Consider the following 21584-nt stretch of genomic DNA (forward strand, 5'->3'; position numbering starts at 1 on the left):
CTAGCCTCCCGAGCTTCCGCCGCTTTTGGAGCTGCTGCCAAAGCCGCCGCGGCTGACCGTGCCGCCCTTGGTGCTGTAGCCCGTGGAGGACTTGGCTCCTGTTGGGACGTTCTTGGTGTAGCTCGGGTAGGCGGTGCGGTTTTGCCCCACAGCAGGCACGCTGGCGCCGCGGGAGTAGAAGTACCAGGCGTAGACACCGGAGCTTCGGCCGGCCGAGCTGCTGTTGTTGCACTCGTTGTCATCAACGCGCTCGCCGGTTTCCTCATTGAAACAGACCTGGGCGTAGTCAGCCTCCTGCTCGTTGCTGGCCACGATCGCGGTAATGGTTCCAGCCAACAGTGCGGTCACGCCAAGGCCGACGACGACGGTGCGGCGCTGCAACCGCTTCTTCTTCTTTGCTGCCTCAGCCTCGCCGCGTTCGCGTTCCTTGGCGAACGGATCCACCACGGGGAGGGGCTGCCCTGGTTGAGGAGCTCCGGTCGCGCTGGGAGCAGCGCCTGCAGGCGCTTTCCTGCTCTTCCGCGTCGGTTTGTCCTGTTGCGGGTTCTCCTGAACAGGAGTGAACAGCTCAGGGTGGAGTTCCGGCTTGGGCACCTGCCACGGTGGGGGTTTGGGCGGATTGTTGCCCGCTCCGAAGTCGCTGTTGTTGTCCCTGCTGCTGCCGTTGTTGCCGGCTGCGTCAGGGCTGTCTTTCGGGCCCATGTATATCCCCCTGGATAGACCGTTGAAGTGTCCGGCTGTACACCGGACCGGAATGCTCAGAGCAAGCCTAGTCCTTGCGCGCCGTGCAGGCACGGATGACGGAGGTAAATGGGGAGAACTCCCCACCGCGGGAAGCGTGTAAGGATGTAGCCATGGCGGCACCAGAGACTTACAGCAACGGCGACGACGGCGTGCTGCTCCGGCTCCCGCCGGTTCGAGGCATCGGCCGGGGGCGTGTGGTCACCGGTCTGGTACTGGCACTCATGCTGCCGCCCGCCGTCGAACTTTTGGTGACGTTCCTCAACTTCCGCAACTTCGCCATGATCATGCTGCTGCAGTTGGCCGTGGCGGCTGCGGTCGCCGCGATCGGCGGGTTGTGGCCTGCAGTGGTGGCCGCGGTTTTGGGCAGCTTCCTGCTGAACTACTTTTCGGCCGATCCGGTGGGCTCGCTTTCCATTGCCGACCCCACCACGCTTTTCACCTTGGTGGTGTTCCTGGCTGTGGCCTGCGGTGTGGCGCTCGCGGTGGGCCTGGCCAGCCGGCGGGCCCAGGAAGCAGCGCGATCCGAAGCGGAAGCCACTGCCCTGAGTGAGCTGGCTCTCCGGATCCTGAGTTCGGATGGAAGCCTGGAAACCTTCCTTGAGAAGGTCCGTGGCAACCTCGGCATGGAAGCGGTGACGTTGCTGGGCTCCGCTGCCCCGGGGGCGGCAGCCACGCCCGGAGCGGCTCCCGCATCGCAGGTCCTGGCGAGCGCCGGCCCCAATCCGCCGGTGACCCATGCCGCCGCCGACCATGCCGCCGTCGTCGATCCCCAGTACACGCTGCTGCTGCGCGGCGGACCCTTGACACCGCAGCGCCAGCGGCTGCTTGCAGCCTTCGGCGCCTTTGTGGTGGCCGTGCGCGAGCGGCAGCAGTTGGTGAAGAGCCGGCGGGACAATGTCCGGCTGTCCGAGGGCAATAAGATGCGGACATCCATTCTGCGCGCCGTGTCGCATGACCTGAGGACGCCGTTGGCCGGTATCAAGCTTGCTGTCAGCAGCCTGCGCCAGGAGGACGTGAGTTTTCCTCCCGAGGTGGAGCGGGAACTGCTGGAGACCATCGAGGACTATGCGGACCGCCTGGATCATCTGGTGGACAATCTCCTGGACATGTCCCGCATCACCGCTGACGCGGTCAATCCGCTGCTGACCGGTATCGGCTGGGCTGAGGTACTGCCGCAGGCGCTGCGCGGTCTTCCGCCGGAGCACCTCCGCAACGAACTGCCGCCCAACCTTCCCCCGGTGCAGGCCGATGCCGGCATGCTGGAGCGTGTGGTGGCGAACATCGTGGAGAACGCGGTGAAGTACGCACCGGAATCGGATGTGGTCCTGACGGCCCGGGCCGGTGCAGGCATCACCTTGGGGGACCGGCCTGCCGGCGAATTGCGGATTGTGGATCATGGCAGGGGAATGGGCAGGGAGGAAGTACTCACCATGTTCCAGCCGTTCCAGCGCTTCGGTGATTCACCGGCGCCCGGACACGCCGCCGGTGGCGGGATTGGCTTGGGCCTCGCAGTGGCCAAGGGGTTCTGCGAGGCCATGGGCGGGAGACTGGCCGCGGAGCCGACGCCGGGTGGTGGCTTGACCATGGTGGTCACCTTGCCGCTGTGGACCGGTGGCGCGCAATGACGCTGGTACTCATCGTCGAGGACGAGGCCCGGATTGCCCGCGCCATGCAGATCACGCTTCAGGCCCATGGCTACCAGGCGTTGTCGGTAGGCGACGGCGCCGATGCCCTGCAGGCCGTTGCCAAGCAACCGGTGGAGATCGTGGTGCTGGACCTCGGGCTGCCGGACATGGACGGCGTGGAGATCATCCGCCGGATTCGCGGCTGGAGCAGCATGCCCATCATTGTGCTCTCTGCCCGGCACGCGTCGGAGGACAAGGTGGAGGCGCTCGACGCCGGTGCGGACGACTACGTGACGAAGCCTTTCGGTTTGGATGAGCTGCTTGCGCGGCTTCGGGTCGCCTCGCGCCGTGTGGTCACCGGGCATGAGGAACCAACGCTGGCCACTACCGACTTCATGGTGGACCTGGCAGGCAAGAAAATCGTGAAGGACGGAGCTGAGGTCAGGCTGACCCCTACGGAGTGGAACATCCTGGAGCTGCTGGTCCGTAATAAGGGGAAGCTGGTCAGCCAGCAGCAGATCCTCACGCAGGTCTGGGGGCAGGCCTATGCCAAGGAAACCCAATACCTGCGCGTGTACATCGCCCAACTGCGCCGGAAGTTGGAGCGGGATCCGGCAGAGCCCCGCCATCTGCACACCGAAGCGGGCATGGGCTACCGCTTTGATCCTTAGATCGGTAAATGTGTAGATCTGTAGATCTGTAGATCTGCGCCGGACCGTCCGTAGACTGATCCCATGAACACAGCCTCCCTCCTTGCCGTCTGCCGGGTCCACCAGCTGCTGCCTGATCCCGGCAACGTGGGGGTCACTGCCATGGACAAACGTGCGGTGGAAGGTCCGGTCAAGGTCCATAAACTTGGGCTTCACGGGGACGTGCAGGCAAACCGGCTCGATCACGGCGGAGAAGACCAAGCCCTGTACGCGTACTCACAGGAGGACGCCGACTACTGGGCGGCCGAGCTGCAGCGGGAAGTGCCTGCTGGTCTCTTTGGTGAGAACCTGCGGGTGTCCGGGATCGAAACCACGGGCGCCGTGATTGGTGAGCGGTGGAAGGTTGGCCTTGACGTGGAGGTTGAGGTGACGTCCCCACGCGTGCCTTGCGCAACGTTCCAACGGGTGCTGGAAGAGCCGCAGTGGGTGAAAAGGTTCACGCAGGCCGGACGGGTGGGCACTTACCTCCGCGTCATCAGGACAGGGACCATTTCTCCCGGGGACCACATTCACCGCACCTTCGTTCCGAAGCATGGCATCACGGTGGGCCAGTGGTTCAGCGAGCCGACGCCGGATATCGTTCAGGTATTGCTGGACGCAGAGGCTGACGGAGAAATCCGGCTCCAGGACGAGTACCACTCAAAGTTCCAGAACGTCCTCCGCCGCCACGGCCTCTGAGGGCTCCGGGGCAGCGGTGAAGCGGAGTGTGAACAAGCTCACCGCCCTCGATCGAGACTTAAGTCGCGGTGAGGCCGCCCCGTGCCCTACACTTGAAATATCCCCCACTCCGGAAATCCCTTTATCCTGCCCAATTCTTGAGGCAGGACTGGTAAGTGTTGGGGCCCGCAATTGTGTGCGGGCATTTTCATAGGGAGAGCCGGCTAAAGAAAACGCTGTACAGACTGCTGGGATAGCAGCCAAGAGATGCAGCGGGAAGTCCTGCCATGGGATTGCGATAGCGCCGGACTTCTTGCGAAAGCAGGGCACTTTGCCTGTTTTCGCGACGAGTACTGCGGCCAAGCCCAACCGGGCCGCGCCGACTGCCCTATGGATGAGGAATTTCACCCTATGACCGAAAATCTCAACGAAAACTTCGACGCCCAGACCACTGAGTCCGCTGAGTCCGCTGTTGCAGCAGAGACCACCGCGCCCGCCGAAGCTGAAGCACCGGCTGCTGCCGCTGCCCCCGTCGAGAACGCTGCAGCCGAGTCTGCAGCCCCCACCTTCACCGAAGCTCCTGCCTTCACCGAAGCTGCTGCCCCCAAGGCAGAAGAAACCGAAGCTCCTGCCCCCAAGGCAGAAGAAGAGGAAGAAGAAGGCGTCCGCTTCGTCGATCTTGGCATCGACGGCCGCGTTCTGGCCGCCCTGCAGGATGTCGGCTACGAGAAGCCGTCACCCATCCAGGCAGCCACCATCCCGCTGCTCCTCGAAGGCCGCGATGTCGTTGGCCTCGCCCAGACCGGTACCGGCAAGACCGCAGCTTTCGCTGTTCCCGCCCTGTCCCGCCTGGCTGAACTCCACGACCTCAACGGCCCCTCACGCAAGACCCAGGCACTGGTCCTGGCCCCGACGCGTGAACTGGCCCTCCAGGTTGCCGAGGCTTTCACCTCCTACGCCAAGCACATTGACGACTTCACCGTCCTCCCGGTCTACGGTGGCTCGGCTTACGGCCCGCAGCTCGCTGGCCTGCGCCGCGGTGCCCAGGTTGTTGTGGGTACCCCCGGCCGCGTGATCGACCACATCGCCAAGGGTTCCCTGGACCTGTCCGAACTCCAGTACCTGGTCTTGGACGAAGCTGACGAGATGCTGCGCATGGGCTTTGCCGATGACGTTGAGCAGATCTTCCAGCAGACTCCGGAAACCCGCCAGGTTGCGCTGTTCTCAGCCACCATGCCGGGCCAGATCCGCCGCATGTCCAAGCAGTACCTGAACAACCCTGCTGAAATCTCGGTGAAGTCCAAGACCACCACGGGCGCCAACACCAAGCAGCGTTACCTCCAGGTCATGGGCCCGCACAAGCTGGACGCCCTGACCCGCATCCTCGAGGTTGAAGAGTTCGACGGCGTGATCGCCTTCGTTCGCACCAAGATGGCTACCGAGGACCTGGCCGACAAGCTGAAGTCCCGCGGTTTCCAGGCTGCCGCCATCAACGGCGACATCCCGCAGCAGCAGCGCGAACGTACCGTCGACGCACTGAAGGAAGGCCGCATCGACATCCTCGTGGCCACCGACGTCGCTGCCCGTGGCCTTGACGTCGAGCGCATCAGCCACGTCATCAACTACGACATCCCGCACGACACCGAGTCCTACGTGCACCGCATTGGCCGTACGGGCCGTGCAGGCCGTTCCGGCGATGCGATCCTGTTCATGACCCCGCGCGAGAAGTACCTGCTGCGTTCCATCGAGAAGGCAACCCGCCAGCCGGTGGAGCAGATGCACCTGCCCACGGCCGAGACCGTGAACACGCTGCGCCTTGGCAAGTTCGCCGAGCGCATCACCGAGACCCTCGCATCCGAGGATGTTGCAGCGTTCCGTGACCTCATCTCCTCCTACGAGGAAGAGCACAACGTTCCGGCTTCCGAGATCGCTGCAGCCTTGGCCGTCATGGCCCAGGGTGGACAGCCGTTGCTGGTCAAGGAACTGCCTGCAGCACCCGAGTACCAGAAGCGTGAGCGCTCCAAGGACGGCTTCGGTTCCCGTGGCCCCACCCGTACGCTCACCGAGGGCAACGCCACCTACCGGATCGCCGTCGGACGCCGTCAGCGCGTCATGCCGGGTTCCATCGTCGGCGCCATTGCCAACGAAGGCGGCATTTCCTCCGCACAGATCGGTGGCATCGACATCCGCTCGGACCACTCCCTGGTGGAGCTCCCGGCAGACCTCAGCCCCGAGCAGCTGCGCGCACTGTCCCGCACCCGCATCGGTGGCGAGCTGATCCACCTCGAACTGGACAACGGACGCAAGCCCAGCGGCGACCGCGGCAGCTACTCCGGTGGTGGCGGCGCTGGACGTGGTGGCTATGGCGACCGCGAAAACCGTGGCGGCGGAAACTTCAAGGGTGCCGGCGGCTTCAAGAAGGACTTCCGCAAGTCCGAAGGCGGCGAGCGTACCTCCGCTGACCGTGGTGGCCGCTCCTACAGCGACCGCTCCGAGCGCACCGCGGGCAGCTTCGGCGACCGCGACCGCGGCCAGGCCAGCGGTTCCCGTTTCGGTGGCCACGGTGACGGCGCCCGCAAGCCCCGCAGCGGCGGCGAAGGCGGACACCGCGATTTCAACCGCAAGGGCAAGTGGTAAACACTTCCTGGTGGTAAACACCGCCATGTTAGACACTCAGTAGGTCCCGTCGGGGGGTCGGCTTTCGAGCCGGCCCCCTGCGGCATTTAACGCTCTCTTCCGGGTCCTGTTCGCTGGGCACTCCTTTCTGCGGCGGGGGGATCGGACAAGGCCGGGTTCCCTGGGACAGTGCTCCGCCGTACGATCGAGTCACGGCTGAACACTGAACGCAAGCAGAACGCAGGAGGGTGCTCCATGGGATTGCTGGACAACGTGAAGAGGAACCTGGGCCTTGGTGACAAAGGGCGTGGCGATCAACTACTGCACGGCGACAAGGATCATAAGGATGATGCCGGGTCCGCCGCCCGCGACGCAGCTCCCGCCGAGGCCACAGCACCGGTAGCTCCAGCAGCCGGTAACCAGGCCGCAGAGGATGCTGCCGCCGTCGAGGTTTCAGCAGCTGACCGGGAGGCCGCTGAGGCCGCCGCAGCCCAAGCGGCCCGGCAGCAGGCGGCAGCGGACGCCGCAGCGGCCCAGGAGGCCCGTCAGGAGGGCTTGGAACCCGATGCCCCGGAAGTCCAGCCGCAGGCGCAGGAGGCGGCCGCTGAAGCTGCAGCAGGGGCCGGGCAGCCGGGACCTGTAGCCCCAAGAGTCACGGAGGTTGTAGTGGAGCAGGGAGACACCCTGAGTGGGATCGCAGCCCAGTTCGGGGTGGATCTCGGTGCATTGATTGCTGCCAACGCTGATACCGTCCCCAATCCGGATCGGATCTACCCGGGGCAGGTGCTTCGGCTGCCCTGATACCGGGAGCCGGAACAGCCGAAAATAGATCAATAATTCTGCGTCTTCGCAAATTGTGTCGGCGCCGATTTTCCGCGTTCTTTCGCCGATTTGTAGCTTCTGAAAACGTCCGGTAGAGTATTTACTCGTTGCCCCCCTAGCTCAGTGGTAGAGCGCGTTCTTGGTAAGAACGAGGTCACCGGATCGATTCCGGTGGGGGGCTCTGAATGAGGGCCTGTGTCAAGGCGGTTTTGACCGGCTTGACACAGGTTTTTCTCATTCGTGGCGGTGTAGCTCAGTTGGTTAGAGCGCACGACTCATAATCGTGAGGTCGGGAGATCGAGCCTCCCCACCGCTACAGAGCAAGACCCCGCAGCTTCAGCCTGCGGGGTCTTTTTTCGTTCTGTGGGACAGAATGGGTTCATGAGCCGAATCGCAATCATTGGCGGCCACGGGAAAGTGGCCCTGCATCTGTCCCGCATTCTCAGTGACGAAGGTCACGACGTCACTTCTTTCATCCGAAATCCCGATCATGTGGCAGATGTCACCGAAACCGGCGCCAACGCGCAGGTCCTGGATGTGGAAAACTCGACGACGGCGGAACTCGCCCAGGCACTCGACGGCCACGACGCCGTGGTGTGGTCCGCGGGGGCTGGTGGGGGCAATCCGGACCGAACCTATGCCGTGGACCGCGACGCCGCCATCCGCTCGATGGACGCCGCCGCCGAGGCCGGCGCCAAGCGGTATGTCATGGTCTCCTATATCGGTGCGGCGAAGGACCACGGGGTGCCTGCTGACAATCCATTCTTCGCCTACGCGGAGGCCAAAGCAGCGGCTGACGACTACCTGCGTGCCACCGACCTCGACTGGACCGTCCTGGGCCCCGGAACCTTGACCGACGAGCCCGCTACGGGATTGATCCAGACCGATCCCGAAAACCCCGGCAGCGGCACACAGACGTCGCGGGCCAACGTCGCGTTGGTCACGGCCGCTGTCCTGGAACTGCCCGGCACCATCCACCGGACCATTGCGTTCAAGGATGGCACCGCGGACGTGGTGGATGCGCTCACGGAGGACTGACCCGGAAGCGGAGGCGCTGGCTGTTACTCCGCACTCACCGTCACTCCGCGTGGGGTGCCTGCACTCCGGGATATGTTGGTAGGGAACTTTTTCGGCTTCGCCCGGGGGAGGGCCTTACAACGTCTGGGGAAGCAGGAACATGGATCAGTTGGCGCTCATTGTCGGGTTGCTGTTAGCGACGGTGGTGGCAGTTGGCCTGGGGGACCGGCTCCGGCTCCCATACCCGGTCCTGATGCTGCTCCTGGCTGTGGCACTGACCTTCATCCCGGGCTTCCCCGAGTTTGAGATCTCGCCTGAGCTGATCCTGCCGATCTTCCTTCCGCCGCTCCTGTTTGCCACTGCCCAGAAGAGTTCCTGGGCTGTCTTCAGAGTGCGGTGGCGGACGCTCCTGCTCCTGGCCGTAGCCCTGGTGGTGGTGTCAACGGCTGTAGTGGCCGGTGCTGCCTGGCTCATGATCCCGGGCATCGGAATCCCGGCGGCCATCGCTTTGGGTGCCATGGTGGCCCCGCCGGACCCCGTTGCCGTTGAATCGGTAGCCGGCCGCGTCCACATGCCGCGCCGCCTCATCACGGTCTTGCAAAGCGAAGGGCTTTTCAACGACGCCGCTGCCATCGTCATCTTCCAGGCTGCCGTGGCGGCCACCATGTCCGGCAAGGAAGTGGGCCCGGAAGTCATTCCGCAGTTCGTCATCGGAGCCGCCCTGGCCGTGGTGATCGGCATCGCCATGGGGTGGCTGACCAAGTTCATCACCAAGCTGGTCACGTCCATGGTGGCCCGCAGCGCCGTCACTCTGGTGGTTCCGTTCGCCGCCTACATCCTCGCGGAAGAGTTGCACGCCTCAGGTGTGGTGGCCGTCGTCGTCACCGCCTTGGAATTGCAGCGCCATACGCGGCCGCAGGATGCCGCTGAACGCATCACACGGACGGCGTTCTGGGATGTGGTGGAGTTGCTTGCCACGGGCCTGGCGTTCGGCCTGGTGGGGCTCGAAATCCGCCACGTGATCCGGGACGAGGGGACTGCGATCTTCGGGATGATCGGCATGGCCGTGGTCATCTGCATCCTGGTGTTCGTCGTCCGGTTCTTGTGGCTGGGCCTGCTTGCCCTGACGGCCCGGAGGCGCAGGAACCTGCTGCAGCCCACCTCACCCAAGGAAGTGCTGATCCTGACGTGGTGCGGCATGCGCGGCCTGGCTACGTTGGCCCTGGCGTTGGCGCTTCCCTTGACCCTGCCGGATGGCAGTGACTTCCCGGCGCGGCACGAGATCCTGGTGATTGCCTGCGCCGTCCTCCTGGCAACCCTGGTGCTTCCCGGCCTCACCCTGCCGTGGCTTATGCGGGTGCTGAAGGCCACCGAGGACGGAACGCACGAGCAAGATGCCGCCAAGGTCCTGGCCAAACGCGCCCAGTCTGCTGCGGTGGCCGCCTTGAAGGACCACGACCTGATGAAGGAACTCCCGGCGGAGAAGGTGGCGCTGGTCAAGGAAAAGATGCGCCGGCTGCATGCGGAACTGCTCGATGGCACACTGCGGAACGAGTCGGTTGCTGAAAAGCGCAAGCGTGGACGGGAGTTGTCCATCGCGGTGCAGACCATCGCGCTGGATGCTGCACGGCAGGAAGTGGTGGCGGCCCGGAACGAGCTGGGTACTGACCCGGAAGTGGCAGACCGGGTGCTGAGGCAACTGGACCTGCGCACCATGTCGATGCCGGACTAACCGAAGTCCGGGGTGGACGAAGTCTGGAATGGCCGCCTGCCGGGCCGGCCGGCCGGAAGTAGCCGGCTGGCAAGAAGTGGTCAGCCGGCAGCCTCTTGTTTCGGCAGTGAAGCGGGGTAGAGGTCCAAAGCGTGCTCTTCGACATAATCCAGTGCGTGCCGGATCGCGCCGAGGGAGACAATGCCGTCCCCGAGGGGCGAGGTTGCCAGGCGCGGGGGAGTGAAGGTGAACTCTGTCATCTTTTCCTCAATGCCCGGAATCAGTGCTTGGGCAGAGGCCGCCACGGCCCCGGCTATGACCACCAGGTCCGGGTTCACCAACGTACTGACTGAGCCGATGACCCGGGCCATGCGCTGGGTCAGGCGATCCAAGGCCGTACGGGCGGGGCCGTCTCCGTCCGCGGCTGCGGTGAAAACCATCTCAGCGGTCAAGGCTTCAGGATTCCCGCCGCACAGCGTCCGCAGCGTAGTGGCCGGATTGCTTTCCATGGCTTCACGTCCCCACAGCGCGGCGTAGTGGGCAATGCCGTAGGTGTCGCCCACCCCATCCACATGATCGAGATATCCCAATTCACCAAAGCCACCCAGTTGCCCGTGGAGCAGGCGGCCGGATTCCATGATGCCTGAGCCCAACCGGTCACCGGCCAGCATGACCACAAGATTGTCCACTCCCTGCGCGGTACCTTGCCACCGTTCAGCGAGGGCTGCGAGGTTGGCATCGTTTTCGAGCAGGACGTGCCAGCCGTGCCGCTCGGACACTATCCGGCGGACATCGAAGGATTTCCAGAATTCCTGGGCCCTGAGTACCTCGCCGTCGCGGCTGACCGGGGCGGCCACTCCGACGGACACTGCGAGAACGGAATCCGCAGCCACGCCGGCCTTCTTCAGGGCCTCTGCGGCGATCCTGTCCAAGACGTCGGCGCGTTCGTCAGCCGGGACGTTGTAGGTGCGGAACGGCATGGTGACCTGGGACAACGCTGTTCCGGCCATATTGGCCACGATCGTGGTGATCTTGGTGGCGCCGATGTCGATTCCGAGCACACTGGCCGCGCCGTCGTCGAAAACAAAGCGGCGTGCGGGCCTGCCTTTGACGTATTCACCCGTGCCGCGCTGGTTTTCAAGTTCCTGCAGCCATCCGAGGCGGACCAGTTCGTCGCAGATCGATATGACCGTGGCACGCGAGAGACCGGTGGAATCCATGAGTTCCGTCCCGGTGAGGACGCCGGCGCCACGCATTGCCTTGAGCATTGCGCTGGCATTGACCCGGCGGACCAGCTGTGTTGATGGTGCAGTCCCAGTCAGCATGGGGTACTCCGAACTCTTGGGGCTGTCAGCCGGGAATGATAGAACGATCTCTCTAAATTTAGTACATAAATTTAGATGACGACGGATTTCGTCAAAAGCTTGACCCTGTGGCGCCGGTCACTCAAACTTGCGATAGGTCATAAATTTATCTCCTATCTAAACATCGGAGCTGGTGGTCAGTGACCCCCTTCCGATGGCACGGCGGCCACTGAGGTCCGCACGACGAAAGGACCACGGAGTCTGTGAAACCTACGCGCAAGAATCGCCTGGCGGCGGTGACCCTGGGGCTGGCCTTGCTGGCTGGCCTCCTCACAGGGTGCACCGGGGATCAAGGCAAAGAAACCATCCGGTTTACGTTCAGCAAACGTGAAGCCATCGGCTTCATGACCAAGCTCGTTGCCGACTACAACGCTTCCCAGAACGACACCGAGGTTGTCCTGGACACCTCAGGCGTGGACGTTGTGTCCGCCAGCTTCGTTCGTGGAAATCCGCCGGACATTGCCCTCGCGAACTACAACATGGAAACGTCCCGCTTTGTTCAGCGCGGTGCGTTGAGCGATCTGTCCGGTACGGATGCGGCGTCAAGGATCCGGGAAGATCTCCAGCCGTTGATGGACCAGTACGGGACCTATCCGGACCGCACCAGCGCGCTGCCGTATTCGATCATGGCCTCCTCGGTCATCTACAACAAGGAAATCTTCGCAGCCAACAACATCAAGGTGCCCACCACCTGGAGTGAGTTGACCGCAGCATGCGATCAACTCAAAGCTGCTGGAGTGACGCCGTTCTACGCCACGTGGAAGGACGACTGGACCATCGCCCAAGGCTGGTTCGACTATTCCGTGGGCGGCCAGGTGGACACGCTGGACTTCTTCGACAAGCTTTCCGCGGCAGGCACCAACGTGGGGCCAAAATCTGCAGTGTCCTTCCAGAAGGACTTTGAAAAGCCTGTTGGCAAGATGCTGGAATTGGCCTCGAAGTACGTGAACAAGGATGCAGCCAGCCGGGCCTACGGTGACGGCAACCTGGCGTTCTCACAGGGCAAGGCCGCCATGTACCTGCAGGGGCCGTGGGCCTTCAGCGAGATCGCGAAGACCGCCCCGGACCTGAAACTCGGAACCTTCCCACTGCCGATGACCGATGATCCCCAGGACCTGCGCGTCCGGGTGAACGTGGACCTTGCCGCCTGGATTCCTGAGGCCTCCAAGCATAAGGAAGCCGCACGGGACTTCCTTGAGTACCTTTACCGGCCCGAAGTGATCGATGCCTACAACAAATCGCAGTTGGGCTTCACCCCCACCAAGGATTCTGCCGTGGTTCCCGATCCCCGGATCGAAGGAATGGTGCGGTACTACGAGCAATCCCAGGTCTACCAGGGTCCCTCGGTGCTGGTGCCAAAGACCATCCCGATTATGAACTACACGCAGGCCCTCGTTTTCGGCGCCAGCCCAACCTCCACCCTTAGCACCCTCGACGCAGATTGGGCGCGCCTGGCGTTCCGCCAGTAGCGCCGAAGCAGGGAGTCACCATCATGTCCATCACCACCACCCCCACCACGTCCGGGCAGGACGGCCGGAAGCAGGCTTCCCCCAAGCAAAGCCGTCAGCGGCAGGGCAGCAGGCGCCGGGTCGAACCGATCTTCTATTTTTTCCTCGTCCCCAGCCTTATCCTCTTCACGTTGGCCATCACCGTTCCGGGGATCATCGGCATCTTCTTCAGTTTCACCAACTCCATCGGAATCGGCGACTGGGAATTCGTCGGCCTGACCAACTACATAGCTATCTTCAGTGATCCCGCGATCCTGCAGAGCTACCTGTTTACCTTCGGGTTTTCCATCGTGACGGTGATTGCGGTCAACGTGGTGGCGTTCCTCCTCGCCGTCGGGCTGACGTCGCGCATCCGGATGAAATCGGCATTGCGGACCATCTTCGTCATTCCCATGGTGGTCTCAGGCATCATCATCGCCTATGTCTTCAACTTCCTGTTCTCGAACTCTCTGCCATCCTTGGGTGCCGCGGCCGGGATCCCCTGGCTGGAGAGCAGCCTGCTGGCAAACCCGGACCTCGCCTGGGTAGCCATTGTTGTGGTCACGGCCTGGCAGGCTGTGCCGGGTGCCCTGCTGATCTACATCGCAGGCCTGGTGGCAGTGCCGGGGGACGTCTATGAAGCTGCGGAGATCGACGGCGCCAGCAAGTTCCAGCAACTGGTAAAGATCACGCTTCCGCTGGTTTCGGGCTACGTGGTCATCAACATCATCCTGGGGTTCAAGGGCTTCCTGAACGCCTACGACATCATCGTTGGCCTGACCAACGGTGGCCCGGGCACCTCAACCCGAAGCATCGCGATGACCGTCATCTCGGGCTTCAACGGCGGCGACTACGCCTACCAGATGGCCAACGCCACGATCTTCTTCGTGGTCGCCATTGTTATCTCTCTCGTACAGCTTTCGCTGACTCGCGGACGGAATGCACTCTGATGACCAATCAAGCCACCCTCGCCATCGTCGAGCCCACCACCCAGCCCGCTGGAAAGAGCCGACGCCGGTCCGAATCCGCCGTTGAGCGGGTGAACTGGCCAGCGACCACGATCTTGGTCCTGTGCGCTGTCACCGTGCTCCTGCCGCTGTACGTCACCATCTCCATGGCGCTGAAGACCCAGGGGCAGGCGGTGGACGGCAATGCCTTCTCCTTCCCTGCTCCCTTCAGTTTCGAGGGCTTTGTCCAAGCCTGGACGTTGACCAACTTCCCGGTGGGCGCCGCGATGTCGTTGCTGGTAACCGCTGGGACAGTGGTGGCCACCATTATTCTGGCGGCCTTTGCTTCTTATGCGATCGTTCGCAACTGGGAGCGCCGGTTGTTCCGGTACTCGTTCTTCTACCTGCTGGGGGCCATGTTCATTCCCTTCCCGGTGGTGGCGCTGCCGCAAATCCAGCTCACGGGCCGCTTGGGACTGGACAACCCTTTCGGGGTGATCCTGCTGGCCACCATGTTCCAGTTGAGCTTCAGCGTGCTGCTCTTCACCGCCTTCCTCCGCTCCATCCCCATGGAGTTGGAAGAGAGTGCAAGGATCGACGGCGCTACCACCTGGCAGACCTTCTGGAAGCTCATCTTCCCGCTGCTGGCGCCAATGAGCGCAACCGTGGGAATCTTCGCCTTCCTCTATGCATGGAATGACTTCATGATGCCCTCGCTGATCATCTCCGACCCGTCCCTGCAGACGCTTCCGGTGCGGCAAAACCTGTTCCAGACCCAGTTCAGCAACAACTACCACGTGTCCTTCGCGTCCTACCTGATGGCTATGGCCCCGGCGATTGTCGCCTACCTGTTCACGCAACGGTGGGTCATGGCGGGGGTTACCCAGGGGGCTGTCAAGGGCTAGGCCTGTTGACCTGCGACGTCCGGCCGTTTCATACTGGTTCGGGATATAAATTTAGATACTAAATCAAAGGAGTTTCGTGAGCACTTCCGCTACTCAAGCACACCGTACCGATGTAGATCGCATGGCCGACCCCAACTGGTGGCGCCAGGCGGCTGTCTACCAGATCTATCCCCGCAGCTTCCACGACGCCAACGGCGACGGACTGGGGGACATCAAGGGCATCACCGCCAAAGTTCCTTACCTCAAGGAATTGGGGATCGACGCCGTCTGGCTGAGCCCCTTCTACCCTTCTGCGCTCGCTGACGGCGGCTACGACGTGGATGACTACCGCAATGTGGATCCGAAGCTGGGCACACTTGAGGACTTCGACGAGATGGTTGAAGCCCTGCACGCCGCCGGAATCAAGATCGTGGCGGACATCGTCCCCAACCATTCCTCCGACCGCCATGAGTGGTTCAAGGAAGCCTTGGCTTCGCCCAAGGGCTCCGCCGCCCGCGAGCGTTACATCTTCCGTGATGGCCGGGGCGAAAACGGTGAGCTGCCGCCGTCGGACTGGGATTCTGTCTTTGGCGGTCCCATCTGGGATCGCATCACCGAGCCGGATGGCACCCCCGGCCAGTGGTACCTGCACATTTTTGCCAAGGAGCAGCCGGACTTCAACTGGGACAACCCGGAAATCCGTGAGGACTTCCTGAAGACCCTGCGCTTCTGGTCGGACCGCGGCGTTGATGGTTTCAGGATCGACGTTGCCCACGGCATGGCCAAAGATCTGTCCGAGCCGCTGCCCATGAAGGCCGACCTCGAAGCCAAGGCCCACGGAACCGATGGCTTCACCGATGGTTCCCACCCGTTCTGGGACCGCGATGAGGTCCACGAGGTCTATGCGGAGTGGCGCAAGCTCTTCAACGAGTACAACCCGCCCCGTACGGCTGTCGCTGAGGCCTGGGTCCACGAGTCCCGCCGCGCCCGTTATGCCAGCCCCGAAGGACTGGGGCAGGCGTTCAATTTCGATCTCCTGCAGTCCGACTTCGATGCTGCATCGTTCCGGAAAATCATCACGGACAACTTGGTGGCAGCCAAGGAATCCGGTGCTTCATCCACGTGGGTTTTCTCCAACCACGATGTGGTTCGGCACGCCACGCGGTACGGCCTGCCCAAGGGCGGCTCCGTTGCGCAGGGAACCAATGCGGCACAGGACATTACCGGCGGCGAGCCCAAGGGCCAGGATGGCAAAGGCTGGCTGCTGGCCGGCGCACCGGCTGAAGAGCTCGACGTCGAACTTGGCTTGCGTCGTGCCCGCGCCGCGACGCTGCTGCTGCTTGCGCTCCCTGGCTCGGCCTACCTCTACCAAGGTGAAGAGCTCGGCTTGCGTGAAGTCTCGGAAATCCCTGACTCGGAACGCCAGGACCCGTCCTTCTTCCGCAACCCGGGCGTGGAGATCGGGCGCGACGGCTGCCGCGTGCCGCTGCCGTGGACCGTGGAAGGCCCGTCCTTTGGCTTCGGTGCGGGCAAGGCGCACCTTCCGCAGCCGGAGTGGTTCAAGGATTACGCAGTATCCACCCAGGACGGCGTGGCCGGTTCCACGCTGGAGCTCTACCGCACGGCATTGGGCCTTCGCAGCGAACTCCAGACGGCTGAGGAACTTGAGTGGGTGGAAACCGGCAATCAGGACGTGCTGCACTTCAGCCGCCCCGGTGGCTGGCACATCGTCACCAACTTTGGCGGCGAACCTGTTGAGTTGCCTGAAGGTGACGTGGTGGTAGCCAGCGCTCCACTGGAGGATGGCAAGCTGCCGTCCGACACCACTGCCTGGGTTGTTAGCAACGCGTAAGCGCTGAGGACAAGACGGACGCCGGGGCAGAATACTGAAGTCATGACGAATACGAACGGGCGGGGACGCCTCATCTATGGCTGCATGGGACTCGGCGGCCCGTGGGATGGTACATCTTACGGGGCCGCTGAGATCGATCAGGCCGCTGCGGTGGTTGAAGCTGCCCGGGGGATTGGCATTGAACTTTTCGACCATGCGGATATCTATCGCAGCGGAAAGTCCGAGGCCGTGTTTGGTGAAGTCCTCGCCCGTTCGCAGGGTCTGCGCGAGAGGATCCAGCTGCAGACCAAGTGCGGCATCAGGCTGGGGGAGCGCGGACTCCAGACGCATTACGACCTCAGCCGTGACGCCATCCTTGAGCGGGTCAACGGGAGCCTCAAACGGCTCCAGACAGATTACGTGGACGTGCTGCTCCTGCACCGGCCCGATCCGTTGATGGACCCGCGCGAGGTGGCGGACGCCGTCGGGCAATTGATGGCGGAAGGCAAGGTGCGGCACTTGGGCGTGTCTAACATGTCCGGTGCGCAGATCGCGTTCCTGCAGGACCAGTTGGAGACGCCTGTGGTGGCGAACCAGTTGGAAATGAGCCTGCTGCGCCGGGACTGGCTGGAGAGCACCGTGCTGGTCAACCACGCAGAAGGGGCGGGATACAGCTTCCCGCACGGAACCCTGGAGCACTGCATGGCCCAGGGAATTGAACTTCAGGCGTATGGTTCCTTGGCGCAAGGGCGTTACACAGGGGCGACGTCGGATGAGTTCTCACCGGCGGAGTCGGCTGTAACGGAGATGCTGGAACAACTGGCGGAGGAGAAGAACACCACGCCGGAATCAGTGTTGCTGGGTTGGCTGATGAAGCACCCGGCCAGGATCTCGCCGGTAGTGGGAACCACTCATCCCACCCGGATTGCGGCATGCGCCGATGCCGCAGCTGTCGCGAAGGAGATGACACGTGCCCAGTGGTACGGTCTGTGGGTGACTGCCCGGGGAAACAACATCCCCTAACCCCGGGTTTAACCCAACTGGCTCGCATTTGTGGCTGTTCCCAAGCCTGGGAAGGACCACTAATGCGAGCCAGTTGGGTGCGGACAGCAACACATGGAGTACGCCTACGATGCGTGGCTGATCGGAGCCACCACCGAGTAGGTGCTCGAGTCACCCTGCAAGGCTTGGCTGGGCTTGCCGTCGATGCTCACCGGAATGTCGCCGGCGATGGTCACGCGATTGAGCTTGCGCGGCTGGCCATCGTAGTTGTCCGGGGCGTAGTGCTGGGTGATGCGGTTGTCGAAAAGGACTACCTGGTTCGGCTCCCAATTCACCCGGACTACGTTCTCCGGACGCGTCACGTAGGCCTGCAGCAGGCGGATGATGTCCTTGGATTCGGTGTTGGACAGGCCCACAATCCGCAGCCGCTGCGCGAAGCCCCCAATGAACAATCCGCGCTCGCCGGTCAAAGGGTGGACCCGTACTACGGGGTGGGCGGTTTCGAACTTCAGGCGGGTGAACTCCTTGCGCCGCTCTTCGGCGTTGGAGTGCTCCAGGTTCTTGGGCACCGAGTAGTCGTAGTCATTGGTGTGGATGGCCCAGAGGTTGTCCGCGAAGCTGCGCAACTCGTCCGGGAGGTCCTGGTAGGCACCGGCAGAGGAGGCAATCAGCGTTTCGCCACCGTACGCCGGAAGGTCAATGCTGCGCAGCGTTGAAGCCTGCGGCGGGTTCACTACGAACGTGACGTCGGTGTGCCAATTGTTGGCCGAGCCGTTCTCGCTGTCCACGGGCAGGACGTTCTCTTCGCCGTCTACGGAGGCAACCGTGGGATGCGCTTTGGTAAGGGGGCCAAAGTGCGAGGCGAACTTCACCTGGGCTTCGTCAGTGAGGATGTTGGCCTCGCGGAACACCAAGGCTTTGTGCTCGTTGAGAGCTGCCCTGATTTGGGCCGCTGTGTCCTCGCTGAGGTCTCCGCTGATATCCAGCCCGCGGATTTCGGCGCCGATGCGGGAGCCCAGCTTGGCGAACTCTAGTTTGGTTTCGGTAATGACGGTCATGATGAGTTCCTTACTTGTTGTGATGGTTGCGGCAGGTGCCGCGGGATGGTTCCAGGAAGCTGGTTGTTCCGGGAAGCGGTTTGGTTCTAGGAAGCGTCGGCACCAACAGCGGTACGCCAGCGGGAGAAGTGCCGTTCAAGGGCTACCAAGAGGAAGTTCACGCCGAGCCCCAACAAGGACACCGTAAGAATGCCGGCGTACATGTCCGGGATCAGGAAGCTGCTCTGCGCGTTCACGATCAGATACCCCAGGCCGGCCTTGGCTCCCACCATTTCGGCGGCGATCAGCACCAGGATTGATGCGGTGCCGGCCATACGGATACCCGTGAAAATGGTGGGCACGGCGGACGGGAGAATGACTTTCTGGAAGAGCCGGAAGCTGTTGAGCCCCAGCGAGCGCGCCGCCCTGATCAGGAGCGGGTCCACGGTCTTCACCCCGGCAATGGTGTTCAGGAGGACCGGGAAGAACGCGGCGTAAGCAACAATGCTGATCTTTGACTCCTCGCCAATGCCCAGCAACAGCGTAAACACCGGCAGCAAAGCCAATGCAGCGGTGTTGCGGAACAACTCCAGCAGCGGGTTCAGGACCGAGTTCAACCGCCCGTACCAGGCAATGAGCAATCCCAGCGACACACCAGCCACCAGTGCGGCGCCGAAGCCTGCCACGGAACGGGTGAGGCTGGCAGCGATGTGGCCTTGGATGGTGCCGGCTTCGAAGAGCTTTCCCCACGCCAGGAGTACTTCGTGCAGCGGCGGAAGGAACACCCGTGTGGAGGGGCTGGCCAAGTACGTCGGCCCCAGCTCCCAGAGCGCCAGGAACGCCAGGATGGCCGTGGACTTCCAGAGAATTGAACCGGCCGCCGCGGTGACGCGTCGCACTCTGCCGGGTGCCGGCGTCGTGCCTTCTGCAGGAGCCTGCGGGGAACGCTCGACGGCGGCAGTTGGGTTGGCCGCGGAGCCCGCCGTGGGTGCGGCTTCTGTATGAATGAGCGTGGTGGTCATCAGGCCGCGCTCCTTTCCTTGGTGATGGTTGCGGGTTCGTCCGGTGCGCTGCCGTCCGGCAGAATCTTGCGGTGGCCGGCGTCCTGGGCGCGACGGACTTCATCGTGCAGGAGCGTCCAGACCTGGTGTCGGTGTTCAACGAAGGCAGGGTTGGAACGGATGTCTTCGTCGCCGTCACGGTCCGGAATGGTGATGTCCACGATTTCCTTGAGCCGCCCCGGACGCGCGCTCAGGACAGCGACGCGCTCGCCGAGGTACACGGCCTCGTCAATGCCGTGGGTGATGAACACGATGGTCTTTCCGGTGGCCTTCCAGATCCTGAGGAGCTCGTCCTGGAGCTGCTCGCGTGTCTGGGCATCCAAGGCGGCGAAGGGCTCGTCCATCAGCAACACGTCCGGCTCGTAGGCCAGGCTTCGGGCGATGGCCACCCGCTGCTTCATGCCGCCGGAGAGCTCATGCGGATAGCGGTCCTCGAAGCCCGCCAGCCCCACCAAAGCCAAGTATTCGCTGGCTTTCGCTGCCCGCTCGCGGCGGTTCAGTTTCCTGCCGTCCGGGCCCACTCCTTCAAGCCCGATGGAGACGTTGGCAGATGCTGTCCGCCACGGGAATAACGCATACTGCTGGAACACGACGGCCCGGTCCTTGCCGGGCCCGGTGACCGGTTTGCCATCCACGAGGACTTCACCGGACGTCGGCGTGGAAAGTCCGGCCAAGAGGTCCAGCAGCGTGGTCTTGCCCGAACCGCTGGGCCCCACCAAGGTGAGGAACTCGCCGTCGCGGACGTCCAGGCTCAGGGAATCGATGGCAGTGAGGCGGGTGGCGCTGGTGGTCTTGGTGGCCCGGACCGTGAACTCTTTGGTGACGTTCCGGAGGCTGATTTTCGCGGTCATGGCTATCCCTTCTTCCCGGCGAGCTCGTTGAACCCGTTCGTGTAGTACTTGGACGGCGCCAGCTTGTCCTTGACGATTCCCGACGCGTTAAGCCAGGCCTCCCAGCGGGTGAAATCCTCGTCCTTGATCACCCCTGAGTCCGGGACCCCGGGGCTCTTCCAGAACTTCAGGTTGGCCGTGCTCTCGTTGCGGCCGCGGCTCTCGATGATCTTGGTGAAGCGGGCAATGACCTCGTCGCGAGGCGTTTCCGCTGCCCATTTGATCGCTTTGGCAACTCCAGTGGTGAAGGTGCGGGTGGTGTTCGGGTTCTTTTCGATGAAGTCGTTCCGGAGCACGATCTGGCCGCCGGCGAAGGTACCGAACAGCTCCACGTCACTGAAAAGCGAGCGCAGTCCGCCGGCTTCAATGGCCCGGTCCTGCAGGACGCCGCCGAGCGTTCCGGCGTCCACCTGTCCACGACGAATCGCTTCCTCGGTGTCGTTCGGTGCCAGCGGGACCAGCTGGACCTGTTTGATCTCGTCCTGGCTGAGGCCGTTCTTGGTCAGCCACGTGTTGATGACGGCTTCGTGGTGGGCGCCAAGGGTGTTCACCGCGATCTTCTTGCCAATCAGGTCGCGCGGTTCCTTGATGGTGCTTTCCGCCTTGACGTAATACCCGCTGAAGGTCTTCTCGTCGGAGCCGTAGTAGTTGGTCACAGCCTTGACCGGTGCGCCGGCTTCAATGAGCTTGACCACCGCTCCGGAGAACGCCCCGCCGACGTCCGTTTGGTTGGTCGCTGCGGATTGGATGTCCTGCGGACCGCTGGTGGTGTTCCCTACCCAGTTCAGCTTCAGGTCACCCAGATATCCGAGGTCTGCGGCCAGTTCCGGAAAGGTCACATTGTTGGCCGATCCCTGGTACCGGAGTTCTTTGACCTCGTTTCCGGCTTGGCCTGTTTGTCCGGCTTCGGCAGCGCCGCCGCAGCCGCTCACCGTCAGCGCTAGTACGACGGCGGCCGCGACGCTCAGCAGGGGCAGATGCAGTTTCATGGGAGCTACTTTCGATGGGTTGGAAGGTGTTGGGTAGCCGGCTGACGCAAAGGCTTGGGAACCCGTGCAACGGCTTGGGAACGATGAAAGCCCATTTCGGTGCTGCGTGGGAAGTGATGGGGTAACGCCTGGAAACGCTGCGAAACAGCCGGAAACAGGGCGAAATCCTGGGCCATTCCCGGCAACCCGA

18 protein-coding genes and 2 tRNA genes are annotated in these 21584 nt (G+C 63.1%); 14 read left to right on the top strand and 6 right to left on the bottom strand.

Translation table 11 applies throughout. The features are described from left to right. Nucleotides 1–702, bottom strand: coding sequence for a Tat pathway signal protein (locus tag ACIQLI_RS04300; RefSeq protein ID WP_400385394.1), 702 nt, complete (start codon nucleotides 700–702; stop codon nucleotides 1–3). A 152-nt stretch (nucleotides 703–854) separates the two neighbouring features. Between ACIQLI_RS04300 and ACIQLI_RS04305 the strand changes: the two genes are divergently transcribed. The 9 genes from ACIQLI_RS04305 (at nucleotide 855) to ACIQLI_RS04345 (ending at nucleotide 9923) form a co-directional block, all read left to right on the top strand. Beyond that, on the top strand, nucleotides 855–2369 hold the full coding sequence (locus ACIQLI_RS04305; RefSeq protein WP_400385397.1) for an ATP-binding protein: 1515 nt from the start codon (nucleotides 855–857) through the stop codon (nucleotides 2367–2369). Continuing rightward, nucleotides 2366–3040: a response regulator gene (locus tag ACIQLI_RS04310; protein ID WP_400385399.1), complete on the top strand. Its 675-nt coding sequence runs from the start codon at nucleotides 2366–2368 to the stop codon at nucleotides 3038–3040. Before ACIQLI_RS04305 ends, ACIQLI_RS04310 begins: the two co-directional genes overlap by 4 nt. Nucleotides 3041–3103: 63 nt before the next feature. After that, nucleotides 3104–3757, top strand: a complete 654-nt coding sequence (locus ACIQLI_RS04315; RefSeq protein WP_400385402.1) for an MOSC domain-containing protein — start codon at nucleotides 3104–3106, stop codon at nucleotides 3755–3757. Between the two features lie 390 nt (nucleotides 3758–4147). Next, nucleotides 4148–6373, top strand: a complete 2226-nt coding sequence (locus ACIQLI_RS04320; RefSeq protein ID WP_400385404.1) for a DEAD/DEAH box helicase — start codon at nucleotides 4148–4150, stop codon at nucleotides 6371–6373. Nucleotides 6374–6607: 234 nt separating this feature from the next. Continuing rightward, complete coding sequence (locus ACIQLI_RS04325) at nucleotides 6608–7153, top strand: LysM peptidoglycan-binding domain-containing protein (protein ID WP_400385407.1); 546 nt, start codon at nucleotides 6608–6610, stop codon at nucleotides 7151–7153. 130 nt (nucleotides 7154–7283) lie between these two features. After that, nucleotides 7284–7355, top strand: a tRNA-Thr gene (locus ACIQLI_RS04330). A 61-nt stretch (nucleotides 7356–7416) separates the two neighbouring features. Further along, nucleotides 7417–7490 (top strand) — tRNA-Met (locus ACIQLI_RS04335). A gap of 65 nt (nucleotides 7491–7555) precedes the next feature. Then, nucleotides 7556–8212: an NAD(P)-binding oxidoreductase gene (locus ACIQLI_RS04340; protein ID WP_354230406.1), complete on the top strand. Its 657-nt coding sequence runs from the start codon at nucleotides 7556–7558 to the stop codon at nucleotides 8210–8212. 139 nt (nucleotides 8213–8351) lie between these two features. Further along, complete coding sequence (locus ACIQLI_RS04345; RefSeq protein ID WP_400385410.1) at nucleotides 8352–9923, top strand: Na+/H+ antiporter; 1572 nt, start codon at nucleotides 8352–8354, stop codon at nucleotides 9921–9923. An 80-nt stretch (nucleotides 9924–10003) separates the two neighbouring features. Here the strand turns inward: ACIQLI_RS04345 and ACIQLI_RS04350 are convergent, their stop codons facing one another. Next, nucleotides 10004–11227 (bottom strand): ROK family protein, encoded by a 1224-nt coding sequence (locus tag ACIQLI_RS04350; RefSeq protein WP_400385413.1) that lies wholly within the window; start codon nucleotides 11225–11227, stop codon nucleotides 10004–10006. A 242-nt stretch (nucleotides 11228–11469) separates the two neighbouring features. Between ACIQLI_RS04350 and ACIQLI_RS04355 the strand changes: the two genes are divergently transcribed. From ACIQLI_RS04355 to ACIQLI_RS04375, 5 genes are all read left to right on the top strand, one after another. After that, complete coding sequence (locus ACIQLI_RS04355) at nucleotides 11470–12735, top strand: ABC transporter substrate-binding protein (RefSeq protein WP_400385416.1); 1266 nt, start codon at nucleotides 11470–11472, stop codon at nucleotides 12733–12735. A gap of 23 nt (nucleotides 12736–12758) precedes the next feature. Continuing rightward, on the top strand, nucleotides 12759–13703 hold the full coding sequence (locus ACIQLI_RS04360; RefSeq protein ID WP_354230414.1) for a sugar ABC transporter permease: 945 nt from the start codon (nucleotides 12759–12761) through the stop codon (nucleotides 13701–13703). Continuing rightward, on the top strand, nucleotides 13703–14605 hold the full coding sequence (locus ACIQLI_RS04365; RefSeq protein ID WP_354230416.1) for a carbohydrate ABC transporter permease: 903 nt from the start codon (nucleotides 13703–13705) through the stop codon (nucleotides 14603–14605). Before ACIQLI_RS04360 ends, ACIQLI_RS04365 begins: the two co-directional genes overlap by 1 nt. Nucleotides 14606–14681: 76 nt before the next feature. Beyond that, complete coding sequence (locus ACIQLI_RS04370; protein WP_400385421.1) at nucleotides 14682–16436, top strand: glycoside hydrolase family 13 protein; 1755 nt, start codon at nucleotides 14682–14684, stop codon at nucleotides 16434–16436. A gap of 42 nt (nucleotides 16437–16478) precedes the next feature. Beyond that, nucleotides 16479–17438: an aldo/keto reductase family oxidoreductase gene (locus ACIQLI_RS04375; protein WP_400385424.1), complete on the top strand. Its 960-nt coding sequence runs from the start codon at nucleotides 16479–16481 to the stop codon at nucleotides 17436–17438. Nucleotides 17439–17542: 104 nt separating this feature from the next. Here ACIQLI_RS04375 and ACIQLI_RS04380 read toward each other — a convergent pair whose 3' ends face one another. The 4 genes from ACIQLI_RS04380 to ACIQLI_RS04395 all read right to left on the bottom strand — a co-directional run bounded on the left by ACIQLI_RS04380 (nucleotide 17543) and on the right by ACIQLI_RS04395 (nucleotide 21394). Continuing rightward, complete coding sequence (locus ACIQLI_RS04380; protein WP_400385427.1) at nucleotides 17543–18475, bottom strand: TauD/TfdA dioxygenase family protein; 933 nt, start codon at nucleotides 18473–18475, stop codon at nucleotides 17543–17545. Nucleotides 18476–18561: 86 nt separating this feature from the next. After that, complete coding sequence (locus ACIQLI_RS04385; RefSeq protein WP_400385430.1) at nucleotides 18562–19476, bottom strand: ABC transporter permease; 915 nt, start codon at nucleotides 19474–19476, stop codon at nucleotides 18562–18564. After that, nucleotides 19476–20366, bottom strand: a complete 891-nt coding sequence (locus ACIQLI_RS04390) for an ABC transporter ATP-binding protein (RefSeq protein WP_089595842.1) — start codon at nucleotides 20364–20366, stop codon at nucleotides 19476–19478. The genes ACIQLI_RS04385 and ACIQLI_RS04390 overlap by 1 nt, the downstream gene beginning before the upstream one ends. Before the next feature lie 2 nt (nucleotides 20367–20368). Then, complete coding sequence (locus tag ACIQLI_RS04395) at nucleotides 20369–21394, bottom strand: ABC transporter substrate-binding protein (protein WP_400385432.1); 1026 nt, start codon at nucleotides 21392–21394, stop codon at nucleotides 20369–20371. Between the last annotated feature and the right edge of the window lie 190 nt (nucleotides 21395–21584).

Source organism: Paenarthrobacter sp. NPDC091669 (assembly GCF_044756725.1).
GTDB classification, from domain to species: domain Bacteria; phylum Actinomycetota; class Actinomycetes; order Actinomycetales; family Micrococcaceae; genus Arthrobacter; species Arthrobacter bambusae_C.